The organism is Psychrobacter piscatorii (genome assembly GCF_904846415.1).
Lineage (GTDB): Bacteria > Pseudomonadota > Gammaproteobacteria > Pseudomonadales > Moraxellaceae > Psychrobacter > Psychrobacter piscatorii.
This window is the reverse complement of record NZ_CAJHAR010000017.1, coordinates 45,486-70,318: the sequence shown is the minus strand read 5'-3', so window position 1 is coordinate 70,318 and position 24,833 is coordinate 45,486. Positions and strand designations below refer to the sequence as shown.

Here is a 24,833-nt window from a genome sequence, read left to right as displayed (position 1 = left end):
CCCTCTAAAACCGCCATTGGCTTGGACATGGGTATCAGCAAACTACTCACCACCTCAAACGGTCAGTACATTAAACCTAAGAACAGCTTTAAAGCCAATCAAGTAAAACTGGCCAAATTACAGCGTCGATTAAGCAGAAAGGTTCTGTTTAGCCAAAACTGGAAAAAGCAAAACCGCAAGATTCAAAAGCTACACAGCCACATTGCCAATATCAGACATGACTACTTGCATAAAATCACCACCCGCATCAGCAAAAGCCACGCTATGATCGCTTGTGAAGATTTAAAAGTAGCCAATATGTCGAAGTCAGCAAGCGGTACGGTAGAGAACAAAGGTCGTCAGGTTAAAGCCAAGTCAGGATTGAATAGATCAATCTTAGATCAAGGCTGGGGCATGATGGTCAATATGCTTGAGTACAAGCAGCAATGGCGCGGTGGGTTACTGATTAAAGTAAATCCACGCTACACCAGCCAAACCTGCTCTGAATGCCAGCATATCGCTAAAGAAAACAGACAAACTCAGTCAAAGTTTGAGTGCGTCAAATGTGATCATAAAGCCAACGCTGATATTAATGCAGCTAAAAATATTTTATCGGCAGGACATGCCGTTTTGTCTGCGGAGGGAGGATGCAGTAAAGGTCGCCCGTTGAAACAGAAAACAAGTGACCTTCGTGAGAAAGTCGCCTAAGAGCATTTGCTTTTAGAATCCCCCACTTGAGCTTGGCGAAAGTGGTGGGAGTATGTCAAGCGCTATACCAAGCCAAAAAATGGCATGATAAATAAAATATAAGAGTATTTCCTATGAGTATTTTAGATAATAAAGTAACAGTGCCTGAGCCTGTGCAGGGTACACCAGAGGCTAGCGGTGAGTTTGATGATTTACTGGCTTTGATGGCTCGTCTACGAGCAGATTGTCCGTGGGATAGGAAACAGACCAATCATAGCCTTATTCCTTATGCTATTGAGGAGGCCTATGAGCTGGGCGAAGCGGTGCAAAGCGATGATGATGAAGATATCAAAGGCGAGTTGGGTGATGTGCTGTTACAAGTCATCTTTCATTGTCAGATGTACGCTGAACAAGGGCGCTTTGATATGAGTGATGTCATTACGACCTTACAAGAGAAGCTGGTTCGCCGTCATCCACATGTGTTTGAAGCCGAAACGCTCAAAGACGATGCGGCAGTAAAAATACGCTGGGATGAGATTAAATTAGAAGAGCAGCAGGCACGCGAGGCACGTGGTAAATCAAAACGCCGCTTAGATCAAGTGAAAGCGGGCAGTGCCTTAATGCAGGCACAAGATGTGCAAAAACAAGCGTCAACGCTGGGTTTTGATTGGGAAGGTATCGCTGGTGCAGTCGAAAAGCTGGATGAAGAGATTGCCGAGCTAAAGCATGAGCTAACAGATAAATCTATAGTCGAGATCAAAGATAATATCAGAGAGGTCGAAAAGGAGTTAGGCGATTGCATGTTTGCGCTTGTTAATGTCGCACGTAAACTAAACCTTGATGCAGAAGCCGCCACCTTAACCTGCGTACATAAATTTAAGTCACGTTTTGGTTATATCGAGGAGCAGCTAGAACTCGCTGGCAAGCGTATTGAAGACAGCGATATAACCGAAATGGATGCATTGTGGGAAGCGGCGAAACAATATGAACGCTCATCATAAAATTTCGTCTCGCAGCTATATTTCGCCTAGCATCTATATTTTGTCTAGCAGCTACATAGCAATGGCTATTTTCGGTCTTTTATGTGCTCTGCTGATGCTTAATAGTGCCCACGCTGCTCCTTGTTTTGACAACCCTCAGCGCGCTTACAATTATCTGCTGGCACAAGAGAATGCCAAAATACAGGCACGAGATGAAGCCACCGTAAATATCAATCGTGCCAGTGAAGGCGAGCTGGTATCGCTAAATGGTATTGGCAGCAGTAAAGCACAGGCGATTATTTTATATCGTGAAATGTTTGGTGAATTCAAAACAGTAGATGAGTTAGCAAAGGTGAAAGGTATTGGTGCAAAAACGCTTGAGAAAAATCGAAGACGCTTAAGTGTGCAAGACTAATAGCGGTATTTTGCATTAATCAATCCCAATATTGACAAAATAGCATGTAAGTAAATGTCATAACACACCCAGCACGTGCAAAATTTGTTAAACTAGCGGGTACATCCGCCTGATAAACGCTGTGTTATTCAGGGGTGGTTAAAGAATACCGGCGAGGAGTAGATGCATGGCCGAGCGTGCCGCCAAGCAGTTAGAACTGAACAAATCTGAATTACCCAATTCCATTACTGAAGTGATTGCCACATTGACCCGAGCTGGGTTTGATGCGTATATCGTTGGTGGTGGTGTGCGCGATACCTTATTGGGTCTGCGCCCAAAAGACTTTGACGCCGTGACTGATGCCAAGCCTCACGAGATTAAAGACGTTTTTGGCAAGCGTTGCCGCATTATCGGTCGCCGCTTCCAATTGGCACATGTGTATTCAGGTCGCGAGTTAATCGAAGTGGCTACTTTCCGTGGTCCACCAACGAGCAATGCCAATACCAACCAAGACGGGATGATCCTGCGCGACAATGTATGGGGCGATATCAAACAAGATTTTGCCCGTCGTGATTTTTCTATCAATGCGCTCTATTATCAACCGCTCAAAGGCGTGGTGCACGATTTCTGCGGTGCGCTTGAAGATATTGATAACAGAATCATTCGTCTATTGGGCCATGCGCCAGTGCGTATCGAAGAAGATCCAGTAAGGTTATTACGTGCCCTTCGATTTAAAGCCAAATTGGGCTTTGAGTTTGATGATGCGTTAGCCGATCAGTTTCACGATGGTAATTGGGCGCTGCTCGAGCAGATATCGCCACATCGTCTCTACGATGAAACACAGAAGATGTTTACTGGTGGTTATCTAGTGCCACTGTTGCCATTATTGTTTGAGTCTGGCGCGATCGATAGCCTCATCATTTATCCACCAGCCGAGCCAAGCGGCTTAGTCAATCAAGTGGCCATCAATACCGACAAGCGTATTGCGGCAGGCAAAAGCATCAACCCTGCGTTCTTTTATGCTGCCTTACTGTGGGAAAACTATCTGCATCAATTGGCAAAAGCCAAAAAGCGCAACATGCCGTTTGCTGAAGCGCAAATGCACGCTGCGGGCAAAGTGATCGATCGTCAACGTATTAAAACCGCTATTCCAAAATTTGCTGAGCAATTTATCCGTGATATCTGGATATTGCAGCCAAAACTTGCCGCTCCGCGTAGCAAGCAAATCGTTCAACTCTCTGAGCATCCGCGCTTTCGTGCGGGTTTTGACTTTTTATTATTGCGTGAGCAATGCGGCGATGCTGAGCATCCATTGTCAGAGTCGACGAATGAGATGGGCGAGTGGTGGCAGACGTATCAGACATTGTCTGAGCGAGAGCAGCAGCAAGCGATTGAAGCGTTCGACGAAAATATTCGCCGCGGTGCCTACAAAAAAGGGCAACGTAGCCGTGGACGCAATCGTCAAAAACCAGAAGCAAATATTACTGATCACTCACCATCTAATCAGAGCAGTGCGAAACAAAGCAATGCTAATGATAGTACTGAGAAAGGTAGAAAGGATCAGACAATGGTAAACGATTCATCGAATATCCCAGCACGCCGTCGCCGCGCTGTCAGTCAGTCTAAAATTGACAGCAGCAACAACAAAGCATACGACACGCAGCAGGTAAAGCAAGACAGTCATGAGCTTGCGCAGTTACAACAGCTATCGCTTGCCAGTAATAACCAAGTGACAAACAAACGCCATCACTCTAAACCTGCGCCACTATTTGTTATAGAGCACGAAAAAGTTGTGCCGCCGCTACAAAAGCAGCTGCCAGCTGAGGGTGCATCGCAGCCGAAGCGTACGAGCGCACCTGTGCAAAAGCAAGCGTCGACTAATAACGACACCCAAAAGCAAATGGATAAAGCTGATCGTCCAGATAACACTCAGTTGTCTCAAGCTAATTCGTCAGAGGTTAAGGCATCATATGATCAGGCAAGGCCAACTCGCTCAATCGCTAGATCGCCTGCATTAGTCAGTATGAATAACGAGCCGATTCCGCACAAGCGTCGCCGTCGTCAGCCCACTGTTGATAGTACAAATAGTGTCGAGTTACAAAGCAAGGGTGATAAAGAGCAGTCAACAGCGAAATATGCGAGAAAAGCACCTAAGTCAGTAGCGAAATCCGCTAGTTCAACTGATACTACAGAAGCTGTAGAGCATAAAGTGACGAAGAAAGCGGCTACACCAACAAAGACTAAAAAATCAGTCAAAGCAACCACAGCAAAAACTGAGCAAGCTACTAGTAATCAAGCTCCTACTGTTAAAGTGACCGACGATAAAGGCCCTGTGCCATCAAAACGCCGTCGCCGTCAGCCTAGTACTGAAAGTGCCTGATATGGATAATAGTATAAATGGTAGTCACTGGGTTACCTGTTATGTGGGTTTAGGTAGCAATCTATCTAATGAGTTGGGCTCGCCTACAGACCACTTGCAGCAAGCGCTTGAAAGCATGAAAAATAATGAGAAAATACGCGAAATTAGCGTGTCTTCTTTTTATGCGTCAGCGCCGATGGGGCCACAAGACCAGCCAGATTTTATCAATGCGGTTGCTGGGTTTGAGACAGTAATGACGCCTTTTGAGCTGCTTAGTTTTTGTCAGCAGTTAGAGAGCATGGCCAAGCGGGCACGTTTACGCCGCTGGGGTGAGCGTAGTCTAGATGTCGATATTTTACTATACGGTGATATGCAGATTGCCGAACCACAGCTAACGGTTCCGCACGTTGGACTATGCGAGCGTAATTTTGTATTGATACCACTGCGAGAGTTAGCGCCACATTTGACTATATTAGACAAACCAATAGCTGATTACCCACAAGGTTATGATTGGACAGGCTTAAAATTATTATCAAATGACTGATCTGCAGTGGCTTATCATAAATGATTAAGTATCAGATACTTTTTATGATAGCTCACTAACGCTAGCTAAGGTGATAGACATTGATAATTAAAGGCATTGCAAGTTAATTGAGGGTCATATGACAACATTATCTACGTTAAATAAATTTAAAAAAGACGGTACTAAGTTTACTTGCTTGACGTGCTATGACTCAATGTTTGCACGGATGATGGATAAGGCACAGATCGATACGATTTTGATTGGTGATAGTCTAGGTATGGTCGTGCAAGGCCACGACTCAACGCTACCTGTGACCGTCAATGATATGGCATATCACACAGCCAATATCGCCCGTAGTAATAAACACGCTTTGATATTGGCCGATCTGCCGTTCATGAGTTATGTGACGTTGCCAGAAGCCATTGCCAATAGCCGCCAATTGATGCAAGCAGGCGCGCATGTGATTAAGGTCGAAGGCGGTAGTGAGCTCTGTGAATTGGTGACGACTTTAGCGCAAGCAGGAACGCCCACTTGTGTACATCTTGGTTTGACCCCGCAATCGGTCAATGTCTTTGGCGGCTATAAGATTCAAGGCCGCGGTGACGAAGCGGCTGATAAATTGCTCGCTGATGCTAAGGCAGTGGTTGATGCTGGTGCAGCGCTGTTGGTGCTAGAGTGTGTGCCAGCAGCACTTGCCAAAACAGTGACAGATGCTGTCGCTGTACCAGTCATTGGAATAGGTGCTGGCGCAGATACTGATGGTCAGGTACTGGTGATGCATGACATGCTGGGTATGGTACATGGTCGTGTGCCACGTTTTGTACATGACTTTTTGACCGATGAGCGTAACAGTGCACGCAGTATTGAAGGGGCTTTTGCGTTATATCAGCAATCGGTACGTGACCGCAGTTTCCCAACCGAACAGCACCAGTTTAGCTAATCTATTTGAGCTTTCAAATATCAGAATATTGAAATATAAGAAAATTACCATGTCTCCTATCATTCATCATCATATCTCGTCACTACGTGCAGCGCTTCAGCCGTATCGTGGTCAGCAAAGCGGCAGGCAAGACCGTCAGCAGCGTATTGCGTTAGTACCAACAATGGGCAATCTGCATGAGGGTCATCTAGAGCTGGTAAAGATTGCTAAACAGCATGCGGATATCGTCGTCGTTAGTATTTTTGTCAATCCTACTCAGTTTGGTGTGGGTGAGGATTTTGATAGTTATCCGCGTACACTAGACGAAGATGTGGCTAAGCTTGCCACTGTTGGTGCAGATTATGTCTTTGCGCCAAGCGTTGATGCGATGTACCCAGTATTACCACCACCGACTACTGTATTGGCTGGCGCTATTAGTAACCAATTATGTGGTCAATCACGCCCTGGTCATTTTGATGGCGTTGGTATCGTTGTCTCTAAGCTTTTCAACATTGTGCAACCAGATGTGGCGATATTTGGACAAAAAGACTATCAGCAGCTGGCTATTATTAAGCAGTTGGTGCGTGATTTGAGCTACCCAATTGAGATTGTTGGCGCACCTATTATTCGTGCTGATGATGGACTAGCGCTCTCCTCGCGTAATCAATACTTAACCGAATCTGAGCGACAAGTTGCGCCTATACTGCATCGAGAGCTACAAGATTTGGCAGAGCAGTTGAAAGATGGTGGCATCAGCCAGCAAGCGTTTGAGTCATTACTAGCAGACAAGCGTACACGCATTAGTGAGGCAGGTTTCACGATTGATTATCTAGAAGTAAAAACTGAAGCGCTGGGTTCTGTCGCAAGTGACTCTACAACCTTCAATATAGAAAATGAAAACATTGTTATTTTGGTTGCAGCATGGCTGGGACGCGCACGTTTATTGGATAATCAGTTAGTGGTGGTGGGGTAAACCCTTCGATACATAATGTATCGGATGCAATGAACTAGAATGGGTAGATCATGGATATAAGTCAGGATCAAAGCGATAATCAAGCCGCATCGACAATGCCAAAAATATCAACGCCAAAAATATCAACGGACAAGCTCAGTATTCTAGTGGTATCAGGCCGTTCAGGATCAGGCAAAACATCAGTGTTAAATATCCTAGAAGATTTAGGATATTACTCTATTGATAATCTGCCGTTGTCTTTATTGCCGAGCGCCGCCCACAAGCTGGTAAAAGAAAGCGGTATCCACCGTATTGCGCTAGGTGTTGATATACGGACGCCACGAGCTGATCTATCTAACTTTGCCGCGACCTATGCTTCTTTGAAAGAAACCTATGGGGCGCAAGCAGTACAAGTCCTATATGTGACGGCGCAAGAGAATACTCTGATAGCGCGTTTCAATGCGACGCGCCGTGTTCACCCCCTGATGTCTCAAGATGTTGATAGTGACAACGCAAAGCATATCGCATTTAACCTGCCTGCTGCGATCAAGAAAGAAATTGAATTATTAGAGCCAATTTCTGGTCATGCCGATATCAAGATTGATACTACCAGTCTAAATATCCATCAGTTAAAAGATAGGTTGCGCGAACACATTGGCATGGACAATCAGATTGTCATTAACCTATTGTCATTTGGTTTTAAGCACGGTAGTCCCATTGATGCTGACTTTGTATTTGATGTTAGGATTTTGCCCAATCCACATTGGAATCCTGAGCTGCGTGCCTCGACAGGGCTCGATGCTGAAGTCAGCGCATTCTTCGCTGATTACCCTGAAGTGTCTGAAATGCTCAATGACATCGATAGGTTTTTGACACGTTGGCTACCAGAGTTTTTGCACAATAATCGTCATACAGTGACGGTGGCGATCGGCTGTACCGGCGGTAAGCATCGTTCAGTATTTATCACCGATCATTTGCAGCGTCGCCTCGCTGATACGATGCCAGAAGGTGTAAAGGTACTGGCAAAACATCGCGAAAAAAGTCGTTGGTAGTTATATTCAGCACTATTAATTTTATTACTTATTATTTTGGAAAGCTTTTATGATTGACTGGTCAGAACAAGATATGCGCGTCTCGCGCACAGAACTCAAAAAATCTCATGAGCGCTTGCAGCAACTGTCTATACCGCTCGCTGGCCTATCAAAAAAACAGCTAAAAACGTTGCCAGCCAGTGATTATTTCATGGCGGAACTCATGGCATTGGCTGATATTACTAGCGCCAATGCTCGTAACCGTCAGACCAAACGCGTCGGTAAACTCATCAGCGAAGAAAATCGCCACGAGTTGGTCAAGGCATTGTTTGATGCATTTTTTCCTAAAGAGCAAGTGTCTAAAATTGAAAGTTGGTATGATCGTCTGAATATCAATGATGAGGGCACGCTCAAGCAGTTTGTAAAACAATATAAAGCTTCTGAGCACAACAGTATGTATCAATTACTACTATGGATTGAGTACGCCAAACATATGCAAGATGATGAGCTAATGGCAGAATCCAAAGCAGACTTGGCAAGCTATATTCGCGAAGTGGCGATCTTGTCGCAATTGAAAAAATAGATATACGATAGTAATATCGATTAGATTTTAGAACGCAAAAAAGCCAATCAATGAATGATTGGCTTTTTAGTGTGTCATATAGATATTATCGCACGTAAATGATGCTATTCAAGCTAACGTGATATAAGTTATTTCTTTTCAGCGCGGGCTTTATCGACTAGATATTCAACAACTTTAGGCACTTTTGCATCTTCACCAGTTACCACGTATTTGCCTTGTACGACCACAGCCGGTACGCCAGAAAGCTGATAACGTTTAGCGCCTTCTTGTGAGCGACCAATTTTTGTGCCAACAGCAAATGAGTTATATAGACTGTTGAATTTCTTTTCGTTCACGCCTTTTGATGCGTACCATTTGCTCAACGATGATTGATCAAACAGCTTTTTGCCATCTTTGTGGATCGCGTCAAATAGTGCAGAATGGGTTTTGTCTTCGAACCCTAAAAGCTGAGCTGCATAGAAACCACGAGCGTTGGCTTCCCAAACAGGATTAAGTGCCGCTGGTGTTTTGAAGAATACGACATCTTTGTCTTTAGTCTTTGCCCATTTTTCCATGTGCGGATCAAGCACATTACAGTGCGGGCAGCCATACCAGAAAAACTCACGAACAATGATAGCATCACCGCTGATGGTCTCTGGGTTGTCTATTACGCGATAATCTTTTCCAGCGACATAGTCCGCAGCTTGTGCGCCCATTGAGGCAAGTCCAATGGCCATCGCCAGACCAGTCAGTGTAATGACACGTTTCATACTTTATCCTTGAGGTATAGGGATTTAGAGTTTGTTAAAAGGTTAGGGTATTTATGACATTTACAACATCGATATGTGAGATATACGATTTTCAGAGTGTCTGAACGATACAGCGTCAAGTATAATCGAACAATATTGAAGTATCGACTATGATAGCGTAAAACGTGCACGCTTGTGAATCGGATTCTTAACCGACAGTTATAAAGTTGTTAGCTATTATTTAAGGCATATTGCTTGTCATTTCTGATAGTTAGCTCTTTTAAGCTTACGGCTCATCGCTATGCTTACTTTATACTCATTATAAAGCACGCGAATAAGTATGTTTAAAGCCGCTATTCTCTATTATTTGCCATAAAACTGCAGGTAAAAAAGCAAGTAAGAAATAGACGTTTGCTAAGCCCATTCACAATCAGTGACGATGTACCTACGACAAATATACGGCTCTCATGCTAATATTGAGCACATAACCGTGCACTGTATACGATAACAACTATAATGACAATCAAGGAAAATACTATGAGCTCAGCTTTATCTTCTTCGCCATCTTCGAGTAATAAAACCAACGAAAATCTCGATAACACGGCGGCCGGCACTATAAACGTGGACCCCAGCGAAGTTGAAAAATTTAACAATCTGGCGAGCGAGTGGTGGAGCAACACAGGTGCATTTGCAACGTTACATGAGATCAATCCGCTGCGTTTGAATTGGATAGAAGAGAACATCAAGCGTGGTTATCAAAACGATACTCGTAGTGATGGTGTGACTCATAAAACCGCTGAGCAAGGGCTCGCTGACAAAAAAGTGCTGGACGTAGGATGCGGTGGCGGAATACTGTCAGAGTCTATGGCACGTCGTGGTGCAGATGTGACAGGTATCGATTTGGGTACTGAAAACCTCAAGGCCGCTACAGTGCACGCTGAGCAAAGCGGATTAGAGAGCACTTTACGCTACCAGCATATTCCAGTTGAAGCGCTAGCAAAAACGCATGCAGGTCAGTTCGATGTGGTGACCTGTATGGAGATGCTGGAGCACGTGCCTGATCCTAGCTCGATCGTACAGGCTTGTTATGAGCTCTTAGCGCCCGGCGGTGTTTGTGTCCTATCGACGATCAACCGAAATCCTAAGTCGTACTTGTTTGCTATTGTTGGCGCAGAGTATGTGCTGCGATTGCTCGACCGCGGCACCCATGATTATGCCAAGTTTATTACCCCAGCTGAGCTAGACAAAATGGCCATCAATACAGGTTTTGTACGCCAAGATATCATTGGTTTGCATTATAATCCGCTGACTAAGCGCTATTGGCTCGCCCAAAACGTTGATGTGAACTATATGATAGCTGTCCAAAAACCATCGGTTTAGCGCGGTAGAATGAGCACTGTAAACGGCTTTCTTTATCCATTGTAATTTTACTAAACACGTTATCACTTTCAAGAGCATTCACTATGACCCAATTTGTAAAAGCTGTTTTATTTGACCTTGATGGGACGTTAATCGATACTGCTGCAGATTTTGTGCGTATCATTGGTAAAATGAGTCTCGAAAACGATTGGCAAGCGCCGCCTGAGGCAGAAATCCGCGAGCAAGTCTCTGCCGGCGCTTCAGCCATGGTGCAATTGATGCTCAGGCATAACGATCAACTAGAAGTCAGTGAAGAGGCGTTGCTTGCGTTTCGCCAGCAGTTCTTAGATGACTACGAGGCAGATATCTGTGTTGACAGTTGCTTGTTTGAGGGGCTTGAGGCGGTGCTAGTTGATTTAGACAGCAAAGGCGTACCTTGGGGTATCGTGACCAACAAGCCTCGCTATCTGGCAGAAAAATTATTAAATAAGATGCAATTGGATGAGCGTTGTGCCGTTTTGGTATGCCCTGATGATGTGTCGCGCTCAAAACCAGATCCAGAGCCAATGTATATGGCGCTAGAGAAACTCGGTATTCCGCGAGGGGCTGCTGGCTGTGTGCTTTATGTAGGCGATCATATACGCGATATCGAAGCGGGCAAGGCGGCCGGCATGTCTACGATTTTGGCAGCTTATGGTTATATTCCACCTGAAGATCAAAAAACGCTAAAGAAATGGGGCGCAGATCATATTACTGACACCCCTGAGCAATTGAGCCAATTGCTGCTTTCTTCTGGCAAGTTTGAGTATTTATAGACTGATTTTTGGGTGGTAAATTATTAGTATGAGTCATCTTGAGCTCATACCGATAAGTATATATTTTCAATGATTCAATGATAAGTAGTGAGCAATAGCATGAGTGACAATATCAATCAGCCAGCTAATCAGACAGACAACCCAAAAAACGTTCAAAGTCTTACTCAACCTTTGACTCATGACGATATTCGTAACTTTGTGCCACCAGCTCATTGTCTAGATGGAAAAACTATCTTAGTGACAGGCGCAGGGGATGGCATTGGACGTGTTGCAGCATTAACCTATGCTCGTTATGGCGCTACCGTTTTGCTACTAGGTCGTACCAGCAGCAAGCTTGAGTATGTCTATGACGAGATTGAGAGCCTTGGCGGTAAACAGCCTGCTATGTTGCCGATGAATCTAGAAGGGGCGACCTATGCTGAAATGCAGCAGCTAGAAGGACTGATTGATAAAGAAGTTGGTCAGCTGGACGGTATCTTGCATAATGCTGGTGTGCTTGGGCAGTTGACGCCACTTGAGATGTACGACGTTGATACATTCGCTCAAGTCATGAAGGTCAACTTTACAGCGACCTTTATGCTCACCCAAGCATTGCTACCACTGCTAAAAGATGCCAATCATGGCTCTATTGTCTTTACTTCTAGTACAGTTGGCACGCATCCTCGCGCATTTTGGGGTGCTTATGCGCTATCAAAACAAGCGGTCGAAGGTATGAGTGATATCTTTACTCAAGAAACCCAAAATACCACGAATCTGCGTTTTAACTGTATTAATCCGGGTGGTACACGTACTAATATGCGCGCCCATGCGTATCCGGGTGAAAATCCGATGAGCTTAAAAACACCTGAAGATGTTATGGCAGGTTACGTCTGTCTGATGAGTGATGCAAGTATTGGCGTGCGCGGGCAAGTCGTTGAGTTGCAGCCAAAAGATTAGCAGTGACATTTTTGCTTTATGTTGCCATGCTTTATTTATGGTATTGCGACGATTGTTAGGTTGCAATCAGTCGTATCTAGCCCCATCTATTTGTTATTAAAGAAATTATATACAGAATAATGACTAATAAAAAACAAATAGGATAAAATTATGGCAGGTGGCTGGTCAAGAGATGGTGCTGAGCACGAGCAAATGGATGCAACGGTCAATGATGCCTTGGAGCGAGCGCGGCGTTCGCTACCAACAGGTATCAGTGCTGAGCTGTGTGACGAATGTGGTAACCCTATTCCAGAAGCGCGGCGACTAGCGGTGCCTGGTATTCAGCATTGCGTTAGCTGTCAGACAGAGCTTGAACAAGAAGCAAAAGCGGCTGAGCTATTCAACCGTCGCGGCAGTAAGGACAGTCAGTTGCGCTAAAAAGAAAGAAAAGAAAAAAGGCGGGCATTGCTAGATAATATAGCAATGTCCGCCCTTTTTTTTGTCTATTGCTATATAACCATTGCCATCAGTTCGCGATCGCAATCCTCCCAGTCTATCAAGGCTAATGACGCTTTGGCATCATGTTCAGTTTCTGTTTTTTCTGTAGCTGTATCGACAGCATTCGTATCGACAGCGACATCTAATTGCAAAATAATTTCCAATCGACTATCCGTCTGTGGGTTAATAGTTTTGGTGGTTAGACTACCAGGGTTAAAATTGATCTGCATCCAACCATCAGAAGTATGTACCACGCCTTTGATACGTTGCCAGTTTGGCAATGCTAACAACCAATTCTGTAAATCGTCAGCATTTAGCATGTAATGTGCAGGTAGTCGCCATCCAGCCAATTGAAAATCTTGCTGCTCTTCATGGTAACGATAGGGCAGATCGTTATCAGCACTGGTCTGAGCTTCGGTCTCATCGGTAGATGAACTCGATGATGGCGCAGCTGCTAAAGAATTGGCTTGAGACTGTAAACCAATCAGCGATTTTTGAGGATGCGCGATACTGACTTTTCGTTGATTGGAAATGATAGAGCTGGGCTTATTCAGTTGGTCGTTCAAAGTAGACGAGTATGCATCTGCTACAAGTTTATTTGCTACAAACTTATCTGATGAATGGACATCTGATGAGTCTATTGTCTCAGATGCTGTTAGTCCTGATGCTGTCCAAATGATTTTTACGTGTGAATTTAGCTTGGCTATCCATTCTACCAAGGCTTGTTTTTCGCTAGTATCTAATTGGGTATAACGATTGATTATCAGCACATCGGCATCACGGACATGCGCTTGAAAACCGTCATGGTCACGATACTTAATATGTTGCCACTGCTCACCACTCAGCACGGTCATCACCGTATTCATCTGTAGTGCGGTTTGCCAATGTGACGCACTGAGCTGTAGTATCAGCTCGCGTGGATGTGCCAATCCTGTGGGTTCAATAAGTAGTCTCTGCGGGTGATGGTCACTGAGCAGACGACTGATCGCAATTTGTAAGGGCAACTGACTAGTACAGCAAATACAACCGCCACTGACTTCTCGAATGGCGATATTCTTTTGCTCAAGATCGTTGTCTTGAGAGCTTGCTAGGAGTGCGCCATCAATACCAATACGGCCAAACTCATTGATTAAGAGAGCCCAGCGCTCGTCATTAGGTTTTGTGGCAAGCAGCTGATTGATTACTGTAGTTTTGCCAGCACCTAAAAACCCTGTCACTAATGTGCAGGGTATGTTTTGGAAAATAATAGAGTTTTTCACAGGTATGCTCATCATATTGGCGCGTGCTTGTGAATGACCAAACACGGCCTATATTAAAAGAAATGTCATCAGTCAAAAGTTACTCACTCTTGATGGTTTCTACCTCAGCTTCATCAGGAACGAACACGTAGCCCACACCCCAAACCGTTTGAATATAGCGGGCTTGTGAAGGGTTGTCTTCAATCAAGCGACGTAGGCGTGATACTTGCACATCGATAGAGCGCTCCATCGCACCCCACTCACGACCACGGGCAAGGTTCATCAACTTATCACGGGTCAACGGCTCACGTGGATGCTGTACCAGAGCCTTCAACACCGAAAACTCACCTGTCGTCAAAGTGACGACGTTACCATCACGTTTGAGCGTGCGAGTCGATAGATCTAGTGTCCATGGACCAAATTCTACCACTTCTAATTGGTGACTTGGTGCCCCTGGAAGCTCACGGTTCTGACGACGCAACACGGCTTTGATACGCGCCAATAGCTCTTTTGGGTTAAACGGCTTAGGTAGGTAATCATCTGCACCCGCTTCCAAACCTGCGATACGGTCAGCATCGCCACCTTTGGCGGTCAGCATAATGATTGGAATGTCCGCATTGTCTTCACGTAGGCGCTTACAGATGCTGATACCGTCTTCGCCTGGTAGCATCAAATCTAACACAACCAAAGAGAAGAGCTCACGTTGCATGAGTTTGTCCATCTGACTGCCGTCATGGGCAGTACGAACGACGAAACCGTCGTCTTCTAGGAAGCGCTGTAGCAAAGAGCGCAGGCGAGCGTCATCATCGACAACTAAAATACGCTGAGTCAAAGTATCGGGGCTGTTGTTATCAGTCATACAGGCATCCTCTTATAAAAATTATTGTTAGCAGAAATGACGAGTAAAAAGCGATGAGTAAAACACTGCCATTAATTATCGTTATTTAATGATGGGTCAAAACAAGCACGTCATAAAATCAAAAACTATTGTTCAATGTATCAGCACATCTCAATATTTGTGCTATTGATACTTTAGTGTATAAGATTGCACAGCGAATTGCATCACCCATGAGAATAAATGCTGTATGCGTTTGTTTAACAAGGCTACAGAACGTTTGATATAAAACGTTTTATGCCGCAAAACAGGCGATAATTAACGAAAAGATAAAAAGGATTTTTATTCATGCAGCTTTTGCTATAATGCAAAACTACATTTCTCAACGATTGATACGTATATGAGTAGCACTGATACCTTAACGTCATCTCAAACCTCGACAAATGCACAGGTTTTGGATGCAACCACACACGCGAATATTCACGACAAGCTTGCTCGCGCGCTTGGCATTAAGACTGCTCAAGTCAATGCGTTTGTGAAGCTTTATGATGAAGGCGCAACGGTTCCTTTCATTGCGCGTTACCGCAAAGAAAAAACGCAGAACCTTGATGACGCGCAGCTGCGTGCTTTAGAAAAATCTCTCAATTATGAGCGTGACATGGCTACACGTCGCCTCAAAATTACTGAGCTGTTAAGCACGCAAGGCAATCTGACCGATGAGCTACAGACGCGCATCGATAACGCGACGTCTAAGCTTGAGCTTGAAGACATCTATCTGCCATATCGCCCGCGTCGTCGTTCACCGGCTGCCAAAGCACGTGCTGCTGGTCTTGACGCTGCCGCCCAAGCGGTGTTAACGCAAGAAATCACTCCGACAGAGGCGCTGGCTGATTATCAAGTTCAATCAAGTATCACTGATGATAGTGGTAATGAGATCGACGTTGATTTTAGCGATATCGAAAAACAGCTCGCTGGCGTACAAGCCATTATCGTCGATGAGTGGACACAAGCACTGGGCTTGTTGGATAACTTGCGCAGCGGGTTTGCGAAGACTGCCAGTATCGTATCGAGCGTTGCGAGTGAGGAAAAGCGTGAAGTCGGCGAAAAGTTCAAAGACTATTTTGAGCATAGCGAAAGCCTTGCTCGACTGCCAAATCATCGCCTATTAGCGATGTTACGTGGTCGTCAAGAAAATGTCTTGGGTCTAAAAATTGAAGGCGAAGACGCTCCATTTATCGAAAAAATTATTAATCATTTCGATGTCGATGCCAAAGTGCCAGCAGAACGCCGTGAGTTTTTGGCAGAAGCAGCCAGTAGCTTATGGAAAGACAAATGGCGTCCGCATATCGAGCATCGTTTATTAACTGAAAAGCGTTTGGCCGCAGAAGCAGATGCGATCGATGTGTTTGCTAGCAATTTACAGCATCTGCTGATGTCTGCGCCAGCAGGTCCTAAAGTGATCTTGGGTGTTGATCCTGGTATCCGTCATGGCGTAAAAATGGCTATCGTCGATGCGCAAGGTCATGTGATGTCAGATAGTGAAGAGAAGCCTGTCATCGCGACGGTTTATCCATTTGCACCTGACAACAAAATGACTGAAGCCAAAAAAGTCATCGATGAGCTATTAAGCACTTATAATGTTGATTTGGTCGCTATCGGCAACGGTACGGCAAGTCGCGAAACCGATGCGATGATCAAAGAGATTCTGGCTGCCAATGATGCCCTAAAAGCCAAAGCTGTCATCGTGAACGAGTCGGGCGCGTCCGTCTACTCTGCCAGTGAACTTGCTAGTGACGAGCTTGCTAATCTAGATGTTTCTGTGCGCGGCGCGGTTTCTATCGCACGTCGCCTGCAAGATCCCTTGTCAGAGCTCGTTAAAGTGGATCCAAAAGCCATCGGAGTCGGTCAGTATCAACACGATGTCAATCAAAATCAGCTTGCAGATAGCCTTGATAAAGTCACTCAAGACAGCGTGAACGCCGTTGGTGTTGATGTGAATACAGCGAGCCCAGCTATCTTGGCTCATATCGCAGGTCTTAACCGCAATGTGGCGCAGCAAATTGTCACTTATCGCCGCGAGCACGGTGCATTTGATAGCCGTGAGGCGCTCAAGAATGTCCCACGCCTAGGCGCTAAGACCTTTGAGCAAGCAGCAGGTTTCTTGCGTATTCATAATGGCAGCAATCCATTAGATGCCACTGGTGTGCATCCAGAGAGTTATGCATTGGTTGATAGCTTACTCGCGCAAGCTGGTAAACCTTTATCAGAAATCATTGGTAACGATGGTGTGCTGAATGCTATCGATACGACTGCGCTGGCTGCTAACGATGATAATGTTAGCGTAAAAGCGATTATCGAAGAGCTTGCAAAACCTGCACGCGATCCACGTCCTGAGTTTAAAACGGCCAATTTCCGTGATGATGTTAATAGCATCAAAGATTTGAGCGAAGGTATGCAGCTTGAAGGGGTAGTCACTAACGTAACCGCGTTTGGCTGTTTCGTTGATGTGGGTGTCCATCAGGATGGTTTGGTCCATATCTCACAGATGGCCAATGACTTTGTCGCAGACCCCATGAACCGTGTCAAACCTGGCGATATCGTCTCAGTTCGCGTTATCTCCATCGATGAAAAACGTGGTCGTATCGGCTTTAGTATGAAGCCTGAGTCTGAAAAACCTGCTCGTATGGCTCCCAAGTCTACTGCCACCAGTACAGATGGTGAAAAAGTGAGCCGTCCACGCAGTAATCAGGCGAATAGTGACCGTCCAAATAATAGCCGTCCCGCTGCTGATAAGCGTTCGTCTAAGCCACGTGGTAAACGTCAGGACAATACGAATAGTAACCGTAGCAAACCGATCAAAAACGATAAAGCAGAAGCCCCTAGTAAAATGGGTACACTTGGCGCCTTGTTACAAGAAGCTGGCGTGACTAAAGCTAAGAAATAGCCAAGATTTATAGCCGTGTTCAACAAAAAGGCAGCCAATTGGCTGCCTTTTTATATGTCACTTATTGATGGTAGTAAACTATTAATCATACTATTCAATCAAGCACTGTCATTATTAACGAATGGTGAAACGACGGGTTTCGTTGAATTCAACTTGACCTGGCTGAGTGGCTAAAAGCTCACCACGACGGTCTTTTTTCTTTTCTTGTAAGGTAATCTCGACTGGCTTTTCGCGCATGTCAGCAGGTGTTACTTGGCTGCTTTGAACATCATTTGTCATCTGTGCGCGGCGCATCATAGCGGCACGTGTTTGAGCGTCAGCATCAGACATTTCATCATCTGCTGTAACTGTCATGTCTTCGTCCATGTCGCCTTCTTCAGACTCCATATCGTCATTCATCGTGTCCATGTTGTTATCATCAACAGCACCCGGCTGGGTAGCGAGAAGCTCGCCATCAGGGCCTTCTATTTCGGCTTGCAAGGTATTATCGACAGGAGTGGTACGCATATCTGCTGGCATAATGTCACTGGTATTGACAGGTGCAGCTATTGCTGCCGCTGGCAAAACAAGTGTCGCGCCTAATACTAACGGTAAAATATTCTTTTTCATTATAAAACTCCAAATTTGATAAATTAACAATAATTAAAAACGCCTGCCTCTGTTTTAATATAGCTAATTTTAAATATGATTGGTTTAAAATATAGACAATTAAAAACAGCCAGACTTTGGTTCGACCTTACTATAATTTGTAAAAACAAAGTACCAGTTATATAGCTGATATTTCAGTAGTAAACTCATTAAGGTTCTAACAGCTTGGTATATTCTTGTGACGTTGTGAAACTATTAAGCCCACATCTCATTCAAGAAATGAAGTAAGCATTTGGATCTATTTTACTCAACAATAATATATTTATCTGTATCTGTATCAATAGTAGGCTGCTGAGGGTCATTGTCTGGTACACGAACTACTATAAAATTTTGATTAATATCAATTCGATCAATAATATTTTTTAGAGAAATATTTTTATTGGATCATGTTTTTCGAAGTGAACTGTAATTAAAAATTTTAAATGAATATTCTCTATAACAACCAAACCATAATGTATTTTATCCTAGCGTATTGATGTGAATATGGCTGTGACATTAAGCTAGGAATGTGTAGCATAATGTATTGAAAAATCGAAAAGCCGCAACATTGCTTACCAAAAAAGTACGGTATTAGTATTCGCTAACATGACAGATGATTGATATAAAATTTGCGTATTAAAAAACCGCACCTTGTTATCAAGATACGGTCATAAAAAATATCAGCGTTGATACATTGTTGTTTGAGCATTTTACTCTTGAATTATTGTGAGCTCGGTTAACCATCGATAACTTCAAAGCTTAAGCCTGAATGTTCTTCTAAACGGGCTATGAGCTTATCGCCCATCGCAGAGGCTGGGGTCCAAAAACCGCCACCAACGTCTTCTTTGCTGATATCTTGTGCCAGACATAATGCGGCCTGCGCGAGCATACGAGAGGTACTGCCGTAACCAGGATCTTTATCACCGGTAACTTTGACCGTGATGGTATCGTTTTTAGCTGTTTGACCGAAATGGCGAATATCAAAGTAGCCATTTTCCTGCTCATCCTTAGAAGGGCCTGTGCCTGCTTTAGGCAGAACATGCTTGGATAATAACTCACGGCTTGGTTTGATCATCATGGCAGTAGCAAATCCTAGTAGACCCGCGCTCATCGCGTAGCTTGATAACTTACCTTTGACACCATCTTTCATCCACATGGCTTCGTCATATTTAAAGTCGCGACCGTATTCATAACTGAGTAGCTGGTTACTGCGATGGACAATACGTGTGTTGATGCTCGCCATCACAAAGGGTGCCAACCAACGTTTGTGGGTGCTGTCGTATTCTGGTTTGCTGACATTGTCTTGTCGTACTTTAGGCACATCTGTGTCATCGTTTAGTAGATAAGGGTTGGCCACTTGCTTACGGCGCGATTTATCTTCACCAACTTCTTCGAATATTGTAGCCATCGAGGCAATAGTACCACCAGATATACCACCTTTTGCCGCTTTTACTCGCATGTGAATCACGTTGCAAGCTTCTCCGAACTTCTCTTCTGCTTTGGTTTGCGTAAAGTACACGCCCAAATCTGATGGGATAGAATCAAAGCCGCAAGAGTTGACAATCCGTGCGCCGCTTTGCTTGGCAGTATCTTGATATTTGTCCATCATGTCTTTGATAAAAATCGCTTCGCCCGTGAGGTCGACGTAATCGGTACCATTTTCAGCGCAAGATTTGATAAGAGGTTCGCCATATTTGAGATAAGGGCCGACGGTTGAGATGATGACTTGTGTCTGTTTGGTCATCTTATCAAGGCTGACAGGGTCTTTACTATTGGCAATGATAATATCTACTTTGCTCTCAAGTGTGGACTGTAGCTCATTGAGTTTTTCTTCATCACGTCCTGCAATTGCCCAAGTGACGTTAGAGCCATCTTTATTTTTAGCATTGGATAAAAAATTGGTCAAATAGTGAGCGGTGATTTGTCCGACAAAGCTCGTTGCGCCATATAAGATGACGGCATAAGGGCGATTGTCGCTACTATCTTGTTGCGTGGGTTTTGCGGTATCCGTCTCGGTACTCATAAGTATTGTCCTTAATAAATTGGATGATAATGTGACTTTAAACTATAAACCAAGTGGTCTAAATAAGTTAGAAGTTTATGGGATCGCTATAGTTTTCATTGCCAAATCGCTTTTTTAGAAATTTTTGATGTTATTTATATGCAACTATAAGGCAATCAATAATTTAGCAAATAAGGCGCTTATTATCCTAAATAATAGATTTGTAGAGACAAGAAAAAATAAAAGGTATTAACACTTGCTACAAACTTTACATAATCTACTGACATCATTACTAAAATGCACGTTCTTTAAAGAGAAATATTGCTAATCTATGTTTGTAAGCAGATATGACTGATATTAGAAAAACAAAAAGTTAAATCAATACTATATAAAGTTTACTATCTGATTTTTAACAATTATTTGGGGAGAATATTATGTTTCGTTGGGCTATTATCTTTGCAGTGATCGCACTGTTAGCAAGTTTGTTAGGATTTGGCGGCGTCGCAGGATTGTCTGCTAATCTGGCATACATCTTCTTAGCAGTCGCTGTGATTTTGTTTATTGTGGCATTTGTCAGCCGCAAAATGTAAACACAGCTTATTACTATAAAAAATCTAGTATAAAAAAAGACCCTCAATTGAGGGTCTTTTTTATGTTCAACTAAAGCACTTCAGTTACTCGTTTAACATAAGCATAAGGCTATAGACGTTTGGGCTGAACGATATGCTCCATGCGTTTTGCAAGGCGAATGTCCAAACTAGAGATACCACCCGTATCCTGATTAGTCAGGCGTACCTCGACTATATTGTATATATTACGCCATTCGGGGTGATGTTCTAGTGCTTCAGCATGAAATGCCGCTTGGTTCATAAAACTCATGGCTTCGATAAAGTCACTGAAGTGATAGGTCTTGACGATACTATTACCATCGCGCTGCCAACCAGCAAGCTCTTCTAACTGTAGATTGATTTGTTTATCAGATAAACTACTCATATTAATAACCTTTATTGTTATATGGATTGGTTTATTAAAAGTTATATTGGGATCGGTCTCCTAATCTAAAATAGGTTGCTAAAATCATTATTGCACACAGTCTTTTATCGTTAAGGAGTAGCAGTAAGCTAGATAAGGTCTTGGTACTCAGGGTGTTTGCTGATATATGAGGCAACAAATGAGCATTGCGGTACGACTTTTTTGTCATGTTCACGGGCGTAATCTAGCGCATGCTTGACTAGGGCAGACCCGACACCTTGACCGCCTAATTGTTGCGGGACGATCGTGTGGTCATAGACGAGCTTGTCATCACGGTCTTGATAGCTAATGTAGCCAGTTTGACCATCAATAGCCGTCTCAAAACGATTTTCTGCTTGGTTATGAGTAATATCTAAGTTTGGTTTGGTCGTTTGGTTATTCATTGAACAACTCCATTTATTATTATCAAATTTTTATGGTGAATTAAGGTTATTTAACAGACGCTAAAATCATTATGCGTGCTAATAATTCTAGCCATATATTTATCAAACACTTGTTGTTATTTTAGTATGACGCATTACCGCTGAACAATCTAGATGCTTACCACAATAGTAGATATGACAGCGGCTGTGTACATAGTTTTAGCGTTAACCAGTCTGTGTAAGAATGAGGTATTTCTAAAATACCATTTTGGCACACTACCATGCATAGGATAAGGCTTGGCGGACAACTGGTGGTAAAAACCGACCAAGGCCACCTTTGACCGCTGGTTTGGTCTCACGCTCGATACGATTATCGGTATCTGACATTGACGCCTTATACGCATGCCATTCTTGTTCGCTAGGTTTGCTAAAGTGGTGGATACGCCCTATTACTTGTCGCAGCTGTGTGCTAAAACGTCCAGTGTTGTAGGCCAGATTGTATTTGTGGCAGATGGCTTTTACCTGCGGGGCGATACTGGCATAGTGGCTGGCTGGCATATCAGGAAAGATATGGTGCTCAATCTGATGCGATAAATTGCCTGTCAAAATGTGAAACCATTTATTCCCTTTGATATTGCTAGAACCCAAAATCTGACGCACGTACCAGTCGCCTTTGCTTTCATTGGCATCGAGATGGGTATAGATATGTGCTTGCTCAGTGAAATGACCACAGAAAATCACCGCCCACGTCCACAGGTTACGAACCGTATTGGCCGTCATGTTTCCGCTCAGTGTGCTTAGGGCACTACGACGGCCTAGCGTCATTGCTGTTATGGCTGGCAGTGCAATATAGTCTTTGCCCACTTGCCGGCCGATTTTGGCAAATAGTGCGCGAGATTTTTGTTGCATAATACTGTGCCGCTCAGGCGAATCAGCATATTCATCCACACTGATCTGAATATCATGAAAGGCAACCGCCCACTCAAAACCAAAGGCCAACACGGCAGTGCTAAACATATTATAGCGATCTTCTGGCGTCCAAGGCTGCTCATCTGTCACCCGAATCAAGTGATAGCCGACATCATGGTCACGCCCAACAATATTGGTAAACGTATGGTGTAAGTAGTTGTGCGAGTGTTGCCACAATGGCGCAGGGCAAACAATATCCCAATCAAACTTTTGACTGTTCAGATGTGGGTGCTGCATCCAGTCGTATTGACCATGCATGACATTATGCCCAAGCTCCATATTGTTGAGTATTTTGCTAAAACTAAGCATTGACGTGCCCAATAGCCAAGTACCTATCTGCGAGCGGCGTGATGACATGCGTCCTGCGGCGGCCAGTAAACCACGGGCGACAAGCTCGCTATAGACTACAGTGGCATAAATCCGCTGAATGTATTTGGCGTCATCGCTACCTAATGAGTCCATCACACCTTTATATAGCGCATTTAATTCTACTGCTAAGGCATCACTTTGTGCTTTTGTTAAGGGTGCATGGGTAACTGTTGGATAGCGAGTTTGCTGTGATGATAGGGTTGGCTGCTCGCTATCATTTTTTGTCAACGGTGCATCGGACAATGGTGTCAAGATAGGTACGGCAGAATGTGCTGTGTCAATAGGTGGTAATAAGCGCATATATAAATCCTTAACCGAAATGGCACGAATAAACAGCACTGGGTTCGGTTTTATGAGTCATCTGAGTTTTAGCATACAATATGAGTTAACATCAGTCTATTTTTTAGTTTTAAGAGGTCGATAGTCAGGGGTTAGTGGTCGTGTTTTTTATTTCAGCAGGGCTAAATGTCTAACACCACGTCTGTCATAGCGATATTGATGCACGTTTGGATAGACTCGTAACCATCACTACTTATCTTGCCAGTTTGGATGTTTTTGACTACGCCGCTCACTTTATTGCAGCGGCACAATTGGCAAATTCCTTGCCTGCAACCATAGGCTAGACGTACATCTGCATTTTCGGCAGCGACCAATAATGTAGTGTCGCTATCGAACTGCCGTTGCCGTGATCGCAAATACACCGTATGCGAATCTGTCTGTAGTGCATTATCTAGTACTTGATTGCCACCGATATCAAAATCAGGCAATGCGCTACCGAAATTTTCTACGATAATGTTGTCACGTAGCTGGATGTTTTGTAGCACGCTAATCTCGTTTACTGCTTTATATAAGCCGGCTAATAACGCTTGTGAACCGCAGGCAAATATCTGCGTATCTGCTAGAGGTAGATTAAGTGATAACAGACCCTCTGCACTTAAGTAACGTTCGCCAGCCAAATAGGTAGTAGGGTTATCAGTATGGATAAAGTGATAGCTGAAGGCTGGATAGATATCGCTCAGCTGTTGCCACTGATGCTGAAAATGGGCAATTTCTGTTCGATTATAATGTAGCAACGCCACCTGATGTCCGTTTGCTAATGCTTGCGTAATAAGCCCTAACATAGGCGTGATACCGCTACCACCAGCGACAAATAATAAAGGATTCAGTTTTTGGTTATCTGGTTCTCTATGATCTAAACTTTTCTTTGCCTGTGCCAAAGTAAAATGACCCAATGGCATGCTCGTATCAATGATGCTAGCTAGCGGCAGTTGCTTGGTAAGATAATGAGACACCACCCCTTGCGGTTTAACAGCAATAGTCACCGTGTGGCGACGGTTTTTTGCTGACTTAGTAGCGGCGGCATCATCTTGCCACCACAATGATTGATTCGCCAATCCCACGATTGAATAGCTGCGCTGATGATAAACCCCATCGATAAAAACGCGTAGTTCAAGATATTGACCGCCTTGCCAACCCTCTCTTGCATTCAAGGTCTGCTGCCTAAACGCTCGATTGGTCTCAAATTGCAGTGCGATTAAATCATCACTCAGCTCATATCGAGCGATCAGGCGTAGCTTGGGCGTCGTCAATGACCAAAACGGATGTAAGCGCGACCCGATAAAATCGACAAACGCACGTTGAACTATTTCAGGGCGATAGCCGTTGGCCATATCATCAGTACCTGTATAAATATTATTAAAAACATATGAAAAATAATGACTCAGCTTATAGCC

The 24,833-nt window shown here is 44.0% G+C and carries 24 protein-coding genes; 15 read left to right on the top strand and 9 right to left on the bottom strand.

Annotation, left to right across the window (positions count from 1 at the left end; all coding sequences use genetic code 11):
• The 9 genes from JMX83_RS09125 to yjgA form a co-directional block, all read left to right on the top strand.
• The coding region (locus JMX83_RS09125) for an RNA-guided endonuclease InsQ/TnpB family protein (protein WP_201600895.1) at positions 1-687 on the top strand (687 nt) is incomplete at its 5' end.
• A 113-nt stretch (positions 688-800) separates the two neighbouring features.
• Positions 801-1,667 carry a nucleoside triphosphate pyrophosphohydrolase gene (mazG, locus tag JMX83_RS09120; RefSeq protein ID WP_201600893.1) on the top strand — a complete coding sequence of 289 codons (867 nt, stop codon included), beginning with the start codon at positions 801-803 and terminating at the stop codon, positions 1,665-1,667.
• Between the two features lie 94 nt (positions 1,668-1,761).
• The gene (locus tag JMX83_RS09115; protein WP_227675800.1) at positions 1,762-2,061 is read left to right on the top strand and encodes a ComEA family DNA-binding protein; all 300 of its coding nucleotides are present in this window, start codon (positions 1,762-1,764) and stop codon (positions 2,059-2,061) included.
• Between the two features lie 166 nt (positions 2,062-2,227).
• Positions 2,228-4,420: a polynucleotide adenylyltransferase PcnB gene (gene pcnB / locus JMX83_RS09110; protein ID WP_201600888.1), complete on the top strand. Its 2,193-nt coding sequence runs from the start codon at positions 2,228-2,230 to the stop codon at positions 4,418-4,420.
• A gap of 1 nt (position 4,421) precedes the next feature.
• Entirely contained in the window at positions 4,422-4,943 is a 522-nt protein-coding gene (gene folK, locus JMX83_RS09105) for a 2-amino-4-hydroxy-6-hydroxymethyldihydropteridine diphosphokinase (protein ID WP_201600885.1), read from the top strand.
• A gap of 118 nt (positions 4,944-5,061) precedes the next feature.
• Entirely contained in the window at positions 5,062-5,862 is an 801-nt protein-coding gene (panB, locus tag JMX83_RS09100) for a 3-methyl-2-oxobutanoate hydroxymethyltransferase (RefSeq protein ID WP_201600882.1), read from the top strand.
• Positions 5,863-5,911: 49 nt separating this feature from the next.
• Positions 5,912-6,814, top strand: a complete 903-nt coding sequence (gene panC / locus JMX83_RS09095; protein ID WP_201600879.1) for a pantoate--beta-alanine ligase — start codon at positions 5,912-5,914, stop codon at positions 6,812-6,814.
• A gap of 95 nt (positions 6,815-6,909) precedes the next feature.
• Positions 6,910-7,845, top strand: coding sequence for an RNase adapter RapZ (gene rapZ, locus JMX83_RS09090; protein ID WP_227675802.1), 936 nt, complete (start codon positions 6,910-6,912; stop codon positions 7,843-7,845).
• A 49-nt stretch (positions 7,846-7,894) separates the two neighbouring features.
• Entirely contained in the window at positions 7,895-8,407 is a 513-nt protein-coding gene (yjgA, locus tag JMX83_RS09085) for a ribosome biogenesis factor YjgA (protein ID WP_201600874.1), read from the top strand.
• 128 nt (positions 8,408-8,535) lie between these two features.
• Here yjgA and JMX83_RS09080 read toward each other — a convergent pair whose 3' ends face one another.
• Positions 8,536-9,156, bottom strand: a complete 621-nt coding sequence (locus JMX83_RS09080; RefSeq protein WP_201600872.1) for a thiol:disulfide interchange protein DsbA/DsbL — start codon at positions 9,154-9,156, stop codon at positions 8,536-8,538.
• Positions 9,157-9,672: 516 nt separating this feature from the next.
• Here JMX83_RS09080 and ubiG point away from each other — a divergent pair.
• The 4 genes from ubiG (at position 9,673) to JMX83_RS09060 (ending at position 12,662) form a co-directional block, all read left to right on the top strand.
• On the top strand, positions 9,673-10,515 hold the full coding sequence (gene ubiG / locus JMX83_RS09075; protein ID WP_201600870.1) for a bifunctional 2-polyprenyl-6-hydroxyphenol methylase/3-demethylubiquinol 3-O-methyltransferase UbiG: 843 nt from the start codon (positions 9,673-9,675) through the stop codon (positions 10,513-10,515).
• 83 nt (positions 10,516-10,598) lie between these two features.
• The gene (locus tag JMX83_RS09070; RefSeq protein WP_201600868.1) at positions 10,599-11,309 is read left to right on the top strand and encodes an HAD family hydrolase; all 711 of its coding nucleotides are present in this window, start codon (positions 10,599-10,601) and stop codon (positions 11,307-11,309) included.
• Positions 11,310-11,408: 99 nt separating this feature from the next.
• Positions 11,409-12,245, top strand: coding sequence for a YciK family oxidoreductase (locus JMX83_RS09065; RefSeq protein ID WP_201600866.1), 837 nt, complete (start codon positions 11,409-11,411; stop codon positions 12,243-12,245).
• Positions 12,246-12,395: 150 nt separating this feature from the next.
• The gene (locus tag JMX83_RS09060) at positions 12,396-12,662 is read left to right on the top strand and encodes a DksA/TraR family C4-type zinc finger protein (protein ID WP_201600864.1); all 267 of its coding nucleotides are present in this window, start codon (positions 12,396-12,398) and stop codon (positions 12,660-12,662) included.
• 71 nt (positions 12,663-12,733) lie between these two features.
• Here the strand turns inward: JMX83_RS09060 and JMX83_RS09055 are convergent, their stop codons facing one another.
• Both JMX83_RS09055 and ompR read right to left on the bottom strand, forming a co-directional pair.
• The gene (locus tag JMX83_RS09055; RefSeq protein ID WP_227675799.1) at positions 12,734-13,981 is read right to left on the bottom strand and encodes a CobW family GTP-binding protein; all 1,248 of its coding nucleotides are present in this window, start codon (positions 13,979-13,981) and stop codon (positions 12,734-12,736) included.
• A 79-nt stretch (positions 13,982-14,060) separates the two neighbouring features.
• Positions 14,061-14,819: an osmolarity response regulator transcription factor OmpR gene (gene ompR / locus JMX83_RS09050; RefSeq protein ID WP_102093351.1), complete on the bottom strand. Its 759-nt coding sequence runs from the start codon at positions 14,817-14,819 to the stop codon at positions 14,061-14,063.
• 376 nt (positions 14,820-15,195) lie between these two features.
• Here ompR and JMX83_RS09045 point away from each other — a divergent pair, with 376 nt between their 5' ends.
• Positions 15,196-17,739, top strand: coding sequence for a Tex family protein (locus JMX83_RS09045; protein ID WP_201600861.1), 2,544 nt, complete (start codon positions 15,196-15,198; stop codon positions 17,737-17,739).
• A gap of 114 nt (positions 17,740-17,853) precedes the next feature.
• Here the strand turns inward: JMX83_RS09045 and JMX83_RS09040 are convergent, their stop codons facing one another.
• Both JMX83_RS09040 and JMX83_RS09035 read right to left on the bottom strand, forming a co-directional pair.
• Positions 17,854-18,348 (bottom strand): hypothetical protein, encoded by a 495-nt coding sequence (locus JMX83_RS09040; protein ID WP_201600859.1) that lies wholly within the window; start codon positions 18,346-18,348, stop codon positions 17,854-17,856.
• A 754-nt stretch (positions 18,349-19,102) separates the two neighbouring features.
• The gene (locus JMX83_RS09035; RefSeq protein WP_201600856.1) at positions 19,103-20,389 is read right to left on the bottom strand and encodes a saccharopine dehydrogenase family protein; all 1,287 of its coding nucleotides are present in this window, start codon (positions 20,387-20,389) and stop codon (positions 19,103-19,105) included.
• Between the two features lie 413 nt (positions 20,390-20,802).
• Here JMX83_RS09035 and JMX83_RS09030 point away from each other — a divergent pair, with 413 nt between their 5' ends.
• Positions 20,803-20,958 (top strand): DUF1328 domain-containing protein, encoded by a 156-nt coding sequence (locus JMX83_RS09030; protein ID WP_021814049.1) that lies wholly within the window; start codon positions 20,803-20,805, stop codon positions 20,956-20,958.
• A gap of 109 nt (positions 20,959-21,067) precedes the next feature.
• Here the strand turns inward: JMX83_RS09030 and JMX83_RS09025 are convergent, their stop codons facing one another.
• From JMX83_RS09025 to JMX83_RS09010, 4 genes are all read right to left on the bottom strand, one after another.
• Positions 21,068-21,361, bottom strand: coding sequence for a 4a-hydroxytetrahydrobiopterin dehydratase (locus JMX83_RS09025; protein ID WP_102078853.1), 294 nt, complete (start codon positions 21,359-21,361; stop codon positions 21,068-21,070).
• A gap of 128 nt (positions 21,362-21,489) precedes the next feature.
• Positions 21,490-21,783: a GNAT family N-acetyltransferase gene (locus tag JMX83_RS09020; protein WP_201600853.1), complete on the bottom strand. Its 294-nt coding sequence runs from the start codon at positions 21,781-21,783 to the stop codon at positions 21,490-21,492.
• A 255-nt stretch (positions 21,784-22,038) separates the two neighbouring features.
• Positions 22,039-23,400 carry a fatty acid desaturase family protein gene (locus JMX83_RS09015; RefSeq protein ID WP_201600850.1) on the bottom strand — a complete coding sequence of 454 codons (1,362 nt, stop codon included), beginning with the start codon at positions 23,398-23,400 and terminating at the stop codon, positions 22,039-22,041.
• 161 nt (positions 23,401-23,561) lie between these two features.
• Positions 23,562-24,770, bottom strand: coding sequence for a flavin reductase family protein (locus tag JMX83_RS09010; protein WP_201600847.1), 1,209 nt, complete (start codon positions 24,768-24,770; stop codon positions 23,562-23,564).
• Positions 24,771-24,833: the final 63 nt, after the last annotated feature.